Origin of the sequence: Pseudonocardia sp. Ae331_Ps2 (assembly GCF_001932405.1) — a bacterium.
GTDB lineage: Bacteria > Actinomycetota > Actinomycetes > Mycobacteriales > Pseudonocardiaceae > Pseudonocardia.
Genome location: NZ_MCIM01000001.1, coordinates 1,636,772 through 1,649,833 on the forward strand (window position 1 = coordinate 1,636,772; position 13,062 = coordinate 1,649,833).

The window sequence follows — 13,062 nt, forward strand, 5'->3', positions numbered from 1 at the left end:
ACCGCCCCGTCTCAGGGCCCGGCACCGCCTGTCTCAGGGCCCGGCACCGCCCGGCCCGGGGTCACGGCGGCGCTCAGCCGGGCGGGCGGGGCCTCTGCGGACGGCCGCACGGCGGCGGCTCGACCGGACGACGCCGCACCGGCGGCACCGCGGACGGCGGACCCGGCCGGGGCGGCGGCTCGGGCACCTGCCGGTCCCGCATGCGCAGCACGCGCCCGAGCACCAGCGCGACGACGACCGACACGACCAGCCACGCCGCGACACCGACGAGGACCCAGAGGGCGGTCGGCATGCGCCCTCCTCCGGCGTCGTGGACTCGACTCAGTGTGCCCCTGATCAGCGACGCGCGGAGGTCGCGCGTCCGGGTGAGCGTGCTCAGCCGGCGTCGGGCAGGGCGGGCCCGAGGAGGTCGTCGGCGTCGACGATCCGGTAGGCGTAGCCCTGCTCGGCGAGGAACCGCTGCCGGTGCGCGGCGTAGTCGGTGTCCACGGTGTCGCGGGACACCACCGAGTAGAAGTGCGCCTGGCGACCGTCGTTCTTCGGGCGCAGCAGCCGGCCGAGCCGCTGGGCCTCCTCCTGCCGGGACCCGAACGTCCCGCTGACCTGCACCGCGATCGTCGCCTCCGGCAGGTCGATGGAGAAGTTCGCGACCTTGGAGACGACCAGGGTCGTGATCTCGCCGCGGCGGAAGGCGTCGAACAGCTTCTCGCGCTCCCGGTTGCGGGTGGAGCCCTGGATGACCGGGGCGCCGAGCTTCTCCCCCAGCGCGTCGAGCTGCTCCAGGTAGGCCCCGATGACCAGCGTCTGCTCCCCCTTGTGCCGGTCCAGGATCGCCTGCACGACGTTGAGCTTGGTGTCCGCCGTCGACGCCGTCCGGTAGCGCTCCTCGGCGTCGGCCGTCGCGTACGACATGCGCTCGGCCTCGGTCAGCGTGACCCGCACCTCGATGCACTCGGCCGGCGCGATCCAGCCCTGGGCCTCGATGTCGCGCCACGGGGCGCCGTAGCGCTTGGGGCCGATCAGGGAGAACACGTCGCCCTCACGGCCGTCCTCGCGGACCAGGGTCGCGGTGAGGCCGAGCCTGCGACGGGACTGCAGGTCCGCCGTCATCCGGAAGACCGGGGCCGGCAGGAGGTGCACCTCGTCGTAGACGACCAGGCCCCAGTCGCGGGAGTCGAACAGCTCCAGGTGCTTGTACTCGCCCTTGGTCTTGCGGGTGACGACCTGGTAGGTGGCGATGGTGACCGGGCGGATCTCCTTCTTCTCGCCCGAGTACTCGCCGATCTCCTCCTCGGTCAGCGACGTCCGCGCGACGAGTTCGCGCTTCCACTGCCGCCCGGACACGGTGTTGGTGACCAGGATCAGGGTGGTCGCGCCGGCCTTGGCCATCGCGGCCGCACCGACCAGGGTCTTGCCCGCGCCGCAGGGCAGCACGACCACGCCCGAGCCGCCCTCCCAGAACCCGTCGACGGCGTGGCGCTGGTAGTCGCGCAGCGTCCAGCCGTCCTGCTCCAGGGCGATCGGGTGGGCCTCGCCGTCGACGTAGCCCGCGAGGTCCTCGGCGGGCCAGCCGACCTTGAGCAGCGCCTGCTTCAGGTGCCCCCGCTCGGACGGGTGGACCACGACGGTGTCGTCGTCCACCCGGGCGCCCAGCATCGGGCTGATCTTCTTCTGCCGGAGGATCTCCTCCAGCACGGCACGGTCCAGCGCGGTGAGGACGAGGCCGTGCGCGGGGTGGTTGGACAGCTGCAGCCGCCCGTAGCGCCCCATCGTGTCGACGACGTCGACCAGCAGCGGCTGGGGGACCGGGTAGCGGGCCCAGCGGACCAGCGCGTCGACGACCTGCTCGGCGTCGTGCCCGGCGGCACGCGCGTTCCACAGGGCCAACGGGGTGACGCGGTAGGTGTGGACGTGCTCGGGTGCCCGCTCCAGCTCGGCGAAGGGCGCGATGGCCGCACGGGCCGCCGCGGAGTCGGGGTGGTCGACCTCGAGCAACAGCGTCTTGTCGGACTGCACGATCAGGGGGCCGTCGGTCACGGAACGAATCCTCTCGAGGCCGGAGAACGGGGCGTGGCGGGTCCGCCGGACGCCGAGCGGAGACGAACGGTCGGCGTGGCGGGTCCGCCGGACGCCGAGCGGAGACGAACGGTCGGCGTGTGTCACGTCACGTGACGACGAAGCAACCGGCCATACGCCACTCGGGAGACGAGGGTTCCGGGGGCTAGACTCGGCAGCCGTCCGTCACGCACAGACGGGACCCGACACGATCCTATCCGTCCGACTCCCCCGGGACGCGGCAACCGCCGCCCCGTGTCGGTCGCGATGCGGTCGAGCGGTCCCGTCGTGACCCCGAAAGGCGCACCGGACCAGCTGATGCTCCCCGACCTCGTGCCCGCCGCGCCGCCCGTCCCCGGACCGGAGACCGACAGGGAGATCTCGCCGTGACCACCGTGACCAGCACGGAACGCCCGAGCACGTGGTCGGAGCGACTCGACCCGCGGAACTGGAGCCTGGTCGCCAAGCTGGCGGTCGTCGGCCTGGTCCCCACGGTCCTCGCCCTGTCCATCGGCGCCATCCGCGTCGTCGACCAGGCCAACGTGGCCGAGGAGCTCAGCCGCGGCAGCGGACTGGTCGACGTGCACCGCCAGATCGAGACGCTGACCGGCGCGCTGCAGAACGAGCGCGACGCCGCGGTCCGCTTCGTGGCGGGCAACCGGCTCGGTGACCGGGCCGTCGTCGAACGGGCGCAGGCCACGACCGACCAGGCGCTGCAGGCCACGACGGCAGGGCTCGACACCGCCGAGCAGCAGGCCCCCGACCTGGCCACGGCCCGCCGGCAGGCGGACACCACACTGGGCCAGCTGCCGGTCATCCGGTCGCAGGTCGCCGAGGGCCCGACCCCGGCCGCCGACCTCACCGGCCGCTACACCGCGGTCGTCCAGCGCACGCTGGGACTCGACCGGGCCCTGGTGGGGCGGCTGCAGACCGCCGACACCGCGGGTCTGACCACGGCGATCACCGCCGGGGCGAGCGCCCGCGAGGCCCTGCAGCTCGAGCGCACCGTGATCGGTGGCGCGCTCGCCGCGGGGACGCTGGAGGAGCAGCAGCGCGCACAGGCCACCGGCGCCGAGGCCTCGTTCCAGGCCGCGGCCGGTGACTTCCAGTCGTCGCTGACGCCGGAGCAGGCCCAGTCCTTCGGGAACTTCGCCGCGGGCCAGGCGAACGCCGAGCGCAACGCCCTGCGCGACCAGGCGCTGTCGGTCCCGCCGGGCGTCGCACCGCCGGTCGACCCGAACGCGTGGAACACCGCCGTCGACCGGTCGGTCGCCGCGGTCGACCAGTCCACGGCGGCCGCCCAGCAGGCGTTCGTCGACGGCCGGGCCAGGGCCGCCGAACAGGCGGGCAACACCGCGGGCCTCAACTCCGTGCTGCTGATGCTCACGATCCTGCTGACCGCGGGGATCATCCTGCTGCTGGGCCGGCAGATGGTCCGTTCGCTGCGCCTGCTGCGCAGCTCGGCGCTCGAGGTCGCGGAGCAGAAGCTGCCCGCGGCGGTTCAGGGCATGCGCTCCGGTCAGGCACCGAACGCGCTCGTCGAGCCGGTCCCGCTGGACAGCCGCGACGAGATCGGCCAGGTGGCGCGGGCCTTCGACGCCGTGCACGGCCAGGCCATCCGCCTCGCCGCCGACCAGGCCGCGCTGCAGCAGAACGTCAACTCGATGTTCGTCAACCTCTCCCGCCGGTCGCAGGCACTGGTCGAGCGCCAGCTGCAGCTGATCGAGCAGCTGGAGAGCAACGAGCAGGACCCGGACCAGCTGTCGAACCTGTTCCAGCTGGACCACCTCGCGACCCGTATGCGCCGCAACAGCGAGAACCTGCTGGTCCTCGCGGGCACCGACCTGGCGAAGCGGAACGTGGCGCCGGTGCAGGTCGTGGACGTCCTGCGGGCCGCGGTGTCGGAGGTCGAGCAGTACCAGCGGGTCGTCGTGCAGACCCCGCCGAACGCGACGATCGCCGGTCGTGCCGCGAACGACCTCGTGCACCTGCTGGCCGAGCTGCTGGACAACGCGACGAACTTCTCGCCGCCGGACTCGCAGGTCGTCATGACGACGACCCGCACCGCCGACGAGTCGCTGCTGATCGAGATCTCCGACCGCGGCGTCGGCATGACCGACTCCGAGCTGGTCGACGCCAACCAGCGTCTGTCCGGCCCGGCCGAGGTCGACGTGTCGGCGGCGCGGCGGATGGGTCTGTTCGTGGTCGGTCGGCTGGCCGCCCGGCACCGCGTCGGCGTCCGGCTCGCCTCGGCCGCCGTCGGCGGCGGCTCCGGTGGGCTGAGCGCCTCGGTGACCGTGCCGCCGCAGCTGGTGCCCTCGGCGCAGCTGCCCGAGCAGCGCCGCGACGGCGATCCGGGCGGCTGGGGCGGCGTGCCGCCCCAGGGTGGCGACCAGCACGCCCCGCAGGTGCCCGCCCCGGCGCTGACCGGTGGCGGAGCACCCGACGGGCCCCCGTCGGCCGCCCCGACCGCGGTGAACGGGAACGGTCGCGGTGGTCCGCTGCCATCGATGGTCGCGGGCTCCGACGGCCCGATGACCCCGACCTTCGAGGCCGGTGCGTCCTCGTCCACGACGCCGCGCAACGGCTCGGGCTCGAGCCTGCCGACGCGCCGTCCGGGGTCGTCGCTGACGAAGAACGCGGCCCCCGGCGACGCCGGTGGGCAGACCGCCGACGGACCGGCCCCGACCCTGAACGGGTCCGCCCCGCAGGGTCTGTCGGCCTTCGCGCCGTCGCAGGACGGGGGGCGCGACGCGCGTACCCCGGCCGACGTCTTCACCCCGGCCGACGAGGCAGGCCCTGGTCCCGCCGACGGCGACTCCCCGCGCGGCGCCGAGGCGTTCCGGGGCACCGGCCCCGCGCCGCACGGCGCCGACGACCGCCCGTCCGGCGACGCCGGCCCCGGCGCCGAGGCCCTCGCCGACACAGAGGACGGCACCGAGGGCACCGAGTCGACCGCGGCCCTGGCCGACGGCACCGACAGCACCGACGGCACCGACAAGGCCGACAGCACCGAACGCGCCGGCACCGAGGCGGACCGCTCCGGCGGCACCGCTGCCCCGTCGGCGGCGGCCGCACTCGGGCTGGTGGGCGCCGCTGCGGCGGCCACCGCGGCCCGGGCACGCGGTGACCGCGACATGGACGACACCGTCGTCCTGGACCGGGCGATCGGCGACGGTCCCGAGGACCACCGGCAGGCCCCGGCCGACGACGAGCGCTCCGAGGCGACCGACGCCGGATCCGACGACCGGGACGGGGCCGGTCAGGACAGTGCCGATCAGGACCGTGCCGCCCCGGGCACCGACGGGACCCCGGACCACCGGATCACCGGCACGGTCGCCGACCGGGACACCGACGGCGCCGCCGAGGACTCCACCGACGGGACCACCCCGCAGGAGACCCCGGTCGCGGCCCGCACGAACGGCATCGCGCCGTTCCCCCCGGCCCCCGCCGACCGCGCGGACGTCCCCGGCACCGACGGTGACGCCCAGGACAAGGCCGGCGCCGCGGACACTGCCGACACCGAGGTGAGCGCCCCGTCCGGCGACACCGACCACGCCGACACCTCCGGGGTCGCCGAGGTCGAGGCGGGCCACACCGGGCCCGACCTCGCCGAGGACGACGCCACCGGTGCCGCCGGTGCCGCCGGCTCGACGGACACTCCCGGAACCGGTGCCGACGGCGCCCGCCCCGCGGACACCGCAGCCGAGGACGGCGCCGCCCGGAGCACCGGGCCCGGAGACAGCGGCACCGGGGACAGCAGCACCGGCGATGGCAGGACCGGGGACACCGGCCCGACGCGCAGCGACCCCGAGACCGCGGGATTCCCGACGGTCCGCACGTCCGGCCGCACGCCGATGGGCGGACCGCTCCCGGCCCGCACCAACGGGACCCGCCCCTCGCCGTCGCGCCGCCCGGTCATGCCGGTCCGCGGCGCCGGGCCGGCGCTGCCCACCCGCGGTCCGGGCCGCCAGGGCCCGCCCCCGGCACCGGCCCGCGGCCCGCAGCAGCCCGCACCCCAGCAGGCTCAGCCGGTCCAGCAGCAGGCGCGTCCGGGTCAGCAGGTCCAGCCGGCGACGGGCCGGCAGGAGCCCGCACCGCTGCCGAAGCGCGAGGGTGGCCGGGCCGGCGGTCCGGCGAGCCTCGCCGCGGCCTCCGCCGGCTCCTCGCAGGACGAGCTGTTCGCGCCGAAGGTGGCCGTCGAGGGCGATCGGGGTCAGCTCCGGCGCCCCGGGGCGGTCGAGTCGGCCCGGGCCCAGACCGGGTTCGACATGGGTCAGACCACCCCGATCTTCGACGACATCGCCTCGGCCTGGTTCCGCTCGAACCGGTCGGTGCCGGTCCGCTGGCAGGACGCCGCCGGCCCGAACGGTGGCGCCCCGGCCGGTGCCCCGGCCCCTGCCACGGCCGACGCCCCGGCGCCCCCGGCGGCCTTCGCCTCCCCCGACGACGACGTCTGGCGGCAGGCCCGCGAGGCCACCGACGGCGACGAGTCGGAGACCGCCGGTGACGAGCTGACGACCGCCGGACTGCCCAAGCGACGCCCGCGGGCGCGACTGCTCCCGGGCAGTGCGGCAGGATCGACCGTGCTCAGCCCCGCTCCGGCGGAGCCGAGGGACGCCGAGAGCGTCCGTGGCCGTCTCGCCAGCTACCAGCAGGGCGTGCGTCAGGGCCGGGAGAGCGCTTCCGGTGTCCGTCGCAACGCACTCACCGGCACGACCGAGACGGTCGACGGCGACTCCGATCCGCAGGACCAGCACGACCCGCAGGACCAGCACGACCGGCAGGGCCCCCGGGCCCCGCAGGACACCACCGCGACCGGCACCCCCGAGCCCGCCGCGGACCGACCGAACTCGTCCGACCCCGAGGAGAACCAGTGAGGGCACCGCAGGCACAGCCGAGCCAGAGCCGTTTCGGCTGGCTGGTCACCAACTTCGCGGAGCGCGTCCCGGGTGTCGCGCACGCCATCGTGGTGTCGACCGACGGACTGCTGCTGACCGCCTCCGACCGGCTGCCGCGCGACCGGGCCGACCAGCTCGCCGCCGTCGCATCCGGTCTGGTCAGCCTGACCCAGGGCGCCGCGCGCTGCTTCGACGCCGGTGGCGTCGTGCAGACCGTCGTCGAGATGGACCGCGGGATCGTGCTGCTGATGTCGATCAGCGACGGGTCCTGCCTGGCCGTGCTCGCCTCGCCGAGCTGCGACATCGGCCTCGTCGGCTACGAGATGACGCTGCTGGTCGACCGGGTCGGCCAGCTGCTCACCCCGGAGCTGCGCGCCGAGCTGCAGGGCTCGTTCGGGCCCTGAGGCCACGACTCCGGACCCGAGGACGCGTTACCGTCATGCACCCCATCCGAGGATCGACCAGAGCGGGTGAGATCCGATGACCCAGGACCCGGGCGGACACGGCCCCGAGCCGACGTTCGCCGACGTCATGAACGGGTTCAGCCTGGACTCCAAGCGCACGCCCAAGAAGCGCCGATGGGGGCGCAACCGTCCGGAGGACGACGTCGAGCCGGAGGGTGCCGCCCCCGCGCGCCGGGTCCCGCCGCCGAACCCGGGCGAGGTGACCGGCCCCATCGGCGGGTCGGCGGCCTACGGGCTGCCGCCCACCCCGGCCGAGCTGGAGGCCCAGCGGGGCGGTGACCGGCCGGACCGGCCGGCGCCGCAACCGGCCCAGAACACGGGGCAGAACCCCACGTACGACCCAGTGGCAGCGCCGCCGCCGGTGCCCCCGTCCGCGGGTGGTGCCGCCTTCGTCCGGCCCTACGCCTGGACGCGGGGACGGACCAAGTCGGGCTACGAGCTGGCCATCGAGACCCTGGTCTCGGTCAGCAACCGGGCCCGCAGCCAGCTGGAACGGCTGCCGATGGAGCACCGCTCCGTCGCCGACCTGCTGCTCGAGCAGACCCGCTCGGTGGCCGAGGTCGCGGCGCTGTTGTCGCTCCCCCTGGGCGTGGCCCGGGTGCTGCTCGGGGACATGGCCTCGAACGGCACGGTGACCGTTCACCAGACCGCGAGCACCCCCGGCAACGCGCCGGACCTCGCGCTGATGGAAAGGGTGTTGAGTGGACTCCGTCGGCTCTAGGCCACAGCCGCCCCAGCCCGCGGCCGGGATGGCCCGTGCCGCGACGATGTCGGCCAAGATCGTGGTGGCCGGTGGGTTCGGCGTCGGGAAGACCACCTTCGTCGGGTCGGTCTCGGAGATCATGCCGCTGACCACCGAGGCGGTGATGACCGAGGCGAGTGCGTCGCACGACGACCTCTCCGCCACCCCCAACAAGCGGTCGACGACCGTCGCGATGGACTTCGGTCGTGTCTCGCTGGACGCCGACCTGGTGCTCTACCTGTTCGGCACGCCCGGCCAGCAGCGGTTCTGGTTCATGTGGGACGACCTGGTCCGCGGCGCGATCGGCGCCGTCGTCCTCGTCGACACCCGGCGCCTGGCCGACTCCTTCGCCGCGATCGACTTCTTCGAGGACCGCGGACTGCCCTACGTCGTGGGTGTCAACGCCTTCGACGGGCAGCTGCAGCACAGCCTCGACGACGTGCGCGAGGCGATGTCGATCGACCCGGCCGTCCCGATGGTCGTGTGCGACGCCCGGCACCGGCAGTCGACCAAGGAGACCCTGATCGCGCTGGTGCAGCACGCGATGCACCAGCGGATGGCCGCCGGCGCCCGCTGACCCGTACCCGACGGCGGCGCCGGCACATCCCGTGCCGGCGCCGTCGCGGTAGCGCGTCCCTCCCGCGAGGGGACCCGTTCAGCCCCGGGCCTGGTCGCGCCCGGCCGGCTGCTCCGCCCCGGCGTCGACCGGGGCGATCGAGGTGATGCGGTGCAGCTGGATCCGGCGCAGCTCGCCGTCGAGCGCGTCGCGGCCCTCGACGTAGCCGCCGCCGACCGAGACCGGCGCGAGCACCCGGTCCCCGGCGACCCCGTGGGCGTCGACGTAGCCGATCCACACGGTCCGGCCCTCGCGCACGGCCTCCTGCAACGACGCCAGGTTCCCGGTCGCGCCGGTGAGCTCACGCCGCCCGGCGACGCTGTCGCGCACCCCGGCCAGGCGGTCCCCCGCCCGCAGTCGCTCGACCAGCTCCTCGGCCCGGTTCGTCGGGGACCGGTCGACGACCCGGCCGGCGTCGCGGGTGCCGCGCCGCAGCCGCGGCTCGGTGCGCCGCCCCTTCGGCCCGAGGTCGACGACGGCACCGCCCGCGTCCTCGGCGGCCGGGCTGAACCCGGCGGCCCGCAGCCCGTCGAGCACCTCGGCCAGCGGCAGCGAGCTGACCATGACGGTCGGGGCGATCCGGCGCAGCCCCAACTCCTCGGCCGCGGAGTGCGCGAGCACCTCGGACAGGAGCACCTCGTCGTCCGAGCGCAGGAAGCAGCTGACCGCCCCGCCGCGCAGCCTGCCGTGCCGGCGGGCGACGTCGTCCACCAGATAGGTCAGGGTCTGCGGGACCGGGGTGCGGGAGCGGGCCTCGAGGATCGCGCGGACGTCGTCGGCGGTACGGCCGGTGTCCAGTGCCCGGCGCAGGCTGCGCTCGGTGAAGCGGTACACCGTGGCGCCGCCCGCGGACTCGACCTCGGCCAGGATCGCGAGCTCGTGCGCGAGGTTCGCCGACAGCCGCCCGGGTGCGACGGCGGTCAGGTCGGCCTGCAGCAGGATCTCCTCCACCGGGGCGGGCAGCGCCGCGTGCAGTGCGGCGGCCAGCTCGGTGGGGTGCCGGGTGGGGTGCGCCGGGTCCGGGCGCAGGGCCGGGTCGAGCAGCACCCGTCCGGCCGTGGTGAGCGCGTCGAGGGCGACCACGCCGATCGCGGTGGCCTCGGCGACGGTCCAGCCGACCGTCTCGTCGCGCAGCCGGCCGCCGCGGCGCGGGGCGTGCCAGGCCAGCAGCCGCGCCAGGTCCTCCGGTGACCCGACCGAGGTGCCGGGTGCGAGATCGGCGAGCGCGTCCAGGACGCGACGGCGGTCCCGCGCGGCGGGGGGACGGCGCGGCCCGTCGGACAGGGCGGTGATCGGCTTGCCGGTCTCGTCGCGGCGCCCCACCAGCCCGGGCAGCCGCGGCAGCTCCAGCCAGGCCTGGGCCAGCACCGCCCAGCGGGACTCCTCCGGGCCGGTGCCCCAGACGTCCCAGGTGGTGGTCGGCAGCCACTCCGGGGTCACCGACTCGGTCGCCCCGACGAGGTCCGCGGCGTACAGGACCTCCAGAATCAGCGCCGCGGTCGGCTCGTCGGTGTCGGCCGCCTTCGCCGCCCGCTTGAGCTCGCGGACGCCGAACCCGCCCGACCGCAGCACCGGCACCGACTCCCGCGCCAGCCACTCCAGGAGCAGGTCGGTGCGGCGCAGGAACTCCAGTGCGGCCCCGGCGCCGGTGCCGTCGACCACCGAGGTCTCCCTGGCGCGCAGCGGGACGTCCGGCCGGGACAGGTCCAGCGGCCCCATCGGACGGTCGCCGCGCAGGGCCAGCGCGACCTGGCGGGGCAGCTCGACGGTGTCGGCGTCGCGGCGCACGAGCAGCCCCTTGTCGAGGAGCGACCCGACCGGTCCGGTGGAGCCGTTCGCGTTGCGGGAGCGGCCGACCGGCGGGCCCTGGGCGAGGACGTCGAGGACCTTGCGTTCGTCCTCGCCCACCCCGGCGAGCAGGGTGTCGAGCTCCGAGCTCGCGGCCGGACCGGTGGCGGGGGCGCCGAGCCCGGCGGGCCACGGCCCGACGACGTCGGCGGCCGCGGGGACCAGCGACACCGCGTCGTCCGGGCCCCAGGCCAGCGCGCGGTCGCGCAGCGCGGTGAGTCCCTCGGCGACGGTGGCCTCGTCCACGTCGGGGCCGAGCCAGCCGCGCAGGCCGGCGCCGGGGGTCGTCGCGTCGACCGGGGTCCGCCACGCCGTCGCCAGCACCAGCGCGTCCAGCACGGTCAGCGCCACGGTGCCGAGGTCCTCGCAGGCGCGCTGCACCGACGCCCGGATCGAGGCGCGGGTCGCGAGCACGGTGAGGTCGCCGGGAGGTGGGACGGCGAGGTCCGGACGTGCGCGCAGCAGCGCGGCGAGGAACCCGTCGTCCTGCCCGCGCAACCACTCGACCAGGGACGTCTGCATCGTCGCCAGGGTAGTCGGACGATCGCGGGCGCACCGGGGCGGACAGCCGCGCCCGCGTCCGCGATACTGGACACAGGACACTGCCGCGGTCCCGCTCGGGACCGGACGACGACGCTGGAGGACGCGATGGCCGCCAAGCCCGCGAAGCAGGACCGGATCCACCCGGAGTGGCCGCACTCCGAGGACGGCGACCACCCGGTCACCGAGCTCCTGGGCAGCGTCCAGGGAAACATGTCGCCGTTCGGTGACATCGAGTTCCCGGTCGCCAGCGTGCCCTACGAGCACCCGGTCACCGAGATCAACCGCTGACCGTGGTCGCCGGTCTGTTGCTCGCGGGCGGCGCCGGACGCCGCATGGGCACCCCGAAGGCGCTGGTCCGTCTGCACGGCGAGCCGCTCGCGGTGCGGGCGGTCAAGGCGCTGCAGGCGGGTGGGTGCGGCCCGGTCACCGTCGTGCTCGGCGCCCGAGCCGACGACGTCACCGACGTGCTGCGCAGCGCGGGCCTGGGCACCGACGGCAGTGACGTCGGTGTCGTGGTCGCCGAGGACTGGGACGAGGGCATGGGCGCGTCGCTGCGGCGCGGGCTGGGGTCGCTGACCCACCTGCCCGGCACCGGCGCGGCGCTGGTGCACCTGGTCGACCTGCCGGGCATCGGGCCGGAGGCGATCCGCCGGGTCGCCGAGGGTGCGGGACCGTCGTCGCTGCGGCGGGCCGCGTTCGACGGCGTCCCCGGACATCCCGTCCTGATCGGCCGGGACCACTGGTCGGGCGTCGTCGCACTGTCCTCCGGGGACTCCGGCGCCCGCGACTACCTGGCCGGCCGCTCCGATGTGGAGCTGGTCGAGTGCGGCGACGTCGCCGTCCCCGACGACGTCGACACCCCGGGGCAGCTGCGCCGCCTCGCCGGGACCTGAGCCGCCGCACCGGCCCCGACACACCCGTGCCCCGGTCCCTCCGCGAGGGGCCGGGGCATCGTCGTGCCGGGGTCAGATGTTGATGACCTGGCCGGGGGTGATCAGGTGCCCGGCACCGAGGCCCGGGTTCTTGGACAGCAGGTTCTTCCAGTTCGCGATGCCGTGCGCGGCCGCGATCTTGCCCAGGGTGTCGCCGGACTTCACCGTGTAGGTGCCGCCGGACGACGCCGCGGGGGCGCTGGCCTTCACCCGCTCCGGGGCCCGGGTGCCGGCGTCGGTCTCCAGGGTCCGCGGCGTGGCGGACCCGGATGCGCCGGTCTTGGACGAGCAGGACGGCCAGGCGTTCCAGCCCTGGGCGGCCAGGACCTTCTCGGCGACGGCGATCTGCTCGGCCCGGGTGGCCTGGTGCGCCGACGCGGCGTACTCGCCACCGCCGTAGGCCTTCCAGGTGCTCGGGCTGAACTGCAGGCCGCCGTAGTAGCCGTTGCCGGTGTTCGCGGCCCAGTTCCCGGTGCTCTCGCAGTGCGCGAGCGAGTCCCAGGTGGAGTCGGAGGCGGCGTTCGCGGTGCCCACGACGGTCAGCATCGGGGCGCCGAGGACGGCACCGGCGACGGCGGTCCGGACGATCGTGCGGCCGGCGGTGCTCGGTTTACGGTGTTTCCCACGGTAACGAGGCATGGCAGGTCTCCCGCGTGACGCCACCCGAACCGCACCCGGGGAGTGGGTGCCCGTACCGGCAGCCGGGGGAGCGGCCACCGATCCGTCTGACGATCGGCCCTGTCCCACACCGATACCTCGGGGGCCGGTGACCGCCGGACAGGGAGCGTTGCGGCACCGGAGCCCGGCCGCATGGGGGAGTCGGCCGAGCCGGGACCGAAGGTAGGTCACGTCAGAGCGACGCGAAAGTCGACGGCGACACGGCGTGGCGTCGGACGTACCGGACACCCGATGGCCAGGTCTCGCGTTTGCGCAGGTGACAAGCCCCGATCACGAACCGGAA

At 75.3% G+C, this 13,062-nt stretch carries 10 protein-coding genes; 6 read left to right on the forward strand and 4 right to left on the reverse strand.

Annotated elements, in window-relative coordinates; all coding sequences use genetic code 11:
* Positions 1-73: 73 nt before the first annotated feature.
* Both Ae331Ps2_RS07710 and Ae331Ps2_RS07715 read right to left on the reverse strand, forming a co-directional pair.
* Entirely contained in the window at positions 74-292 is a 219-nt protein-coding gene (locus tag Ae331Ps2_RS07710; protein ID WP_075309820.1) for a hypothetical protein, read from the reverse strand.
* Positions 293-375: 83 nt separating this feature from the next.
* Positions 376-2,037, reverse strand: coding sequence for a DNA repair helicase XPB (locus tag Ae331Ps2_RS07715; RefSeq protein WP_075309818.1), 1,662 nt, complete (start codon positions 2,035-2,037; stop codon positions 376-378).
* A gap of 404 nt (positions 2,038-2,441) precedes the next feature.
* On the opposite strand from Ae331Ps2_RS07715, the gene Ae331Ps2_RS07720 reads away from it, so the two are divergent.
* The 4 genes from Ae331Ps2_RS07720 (at position 2,442) to Ae331Ps2_RS07735 (ending at position 8,739) form a co-directional block, all read left to right on the forward strand.
* Positions 2,442-6,935 (forward strand): nitrate- and nitrite sensing domain-containing protein, encoded by a 4,494-nt coding sequence (locus Ae331Ps2_RS07720; protein ID WP_075309816.1) that lies wholly within the window; start codon positions 2,442-2,444, stop codon positions 6,933-6,935.
* Entirely contained in the window at positions 6,932-7,360 is a 429-nt protein-coding gene (locus Ae331Ps2_RS07725; RefSeq protein WP_020623626.1) for a roadblock/LC7 domain-containing protein, read from the forward strand. The genes Ae331Ps2_RS07720 and Ae331Ps2_RS07725 overlap by 4 nt, the downstream gene beginning before the upstream one ends.
* A gap of 76 nt (positions 7,361-7,436) precedes the next feature.
* Positions 7,437-8,141: a DUF742 domain-containing protein gene (locus Ae331Ps2_RS07730; protein WP_198932229.1), complete on the forward strand. Its 705-nt coding sequence runs from the start codon at positions 7,437-7,439 to the stop codon at positions 8,139-8,141.
* A gap of 28 nt (positions 8,142-8,169) precedes the next feature.
* Positions 8,170-8,739 carry an ATP/GTP-binding protein gene (locus tag Ae331Ps2_RS07735; protein WP_086002304.1) on the forward strand — a complete coding sequence of 190 codons (570 nt, stop codon included), beginning with the start codon at positions 8,170-8,172 and terminating at the stop codon, positions 8,737-8,739.
* A gap of 78 nt (positions 8,740-8,817) precedes the next feature.
* Here Ae331Ps2_RS07735 and Ae331Ps2_RS07740 read toward each other — a convergent pair whose 3' ends face one another.
* Complete coding sequence (locus tag Ae331Ps2_RS07740; protein ID WP_075309814.1) at positions 8,818-11,148, reverse strand: helicase-associated domain-containing protein; 2,331 nt, start codon at positions 11,146-11,148, stop codon at positions 8,818-8,820.
* Positions 11,149-11,274: 126 nt separating this feature from the next.
* Between Ae331Ps2_RS07740 and Ae331Ps2_RS07745 the strand changes: the two genes are divergently transcribed.
* Both Ae331Ps2_RS07745 and Ae331Ps2_RS07750 read left to right on the forward strand, forming a co-directional pair.
* Entirely contained in the window at positions 11,275-11,457 is a 183-nt protein-coding gene (locus Ae331Ps2_RS07745) for a hypothetical protein (protein ID WP_020623622.1), read from the forward strand.
* A gap of 2 nt (positions 11,458-11,459) precedes the next feature.
* Complete coding sequence (locus tag Ae331Ps2_RS07750) at positions 11,460-12,062, forward strand: NTP transferase domain-containing protein (RefSeq protein WP_020623621.1); 603 nt, start codon at positions 11,460-11,462, stop codon at positions 12,060-12,062.
* A gap of 72 nt (positions 12,063-12,134) precedes the next feature.
* On the opposite strand, the gene Ae331Ps2_RS07755 is transcribed toward Ae331Ps2_RS07750, so the two are convergent.
* The gene (locus tag Ae331Ps2_RS07755; RefSeq protein ID WP_020623620.1) at positions 12,135-12,740 is read right to left on the reverse strand and encodes a transglycosylase family protein; all 606 of its coding nucleotides are present in this window, start codon (positions 12,738-12,740) and stop codon (positions 12,135-12,137) included.
* Positions 12,741-13,062 lie beyond the last annotated feature (322 nt).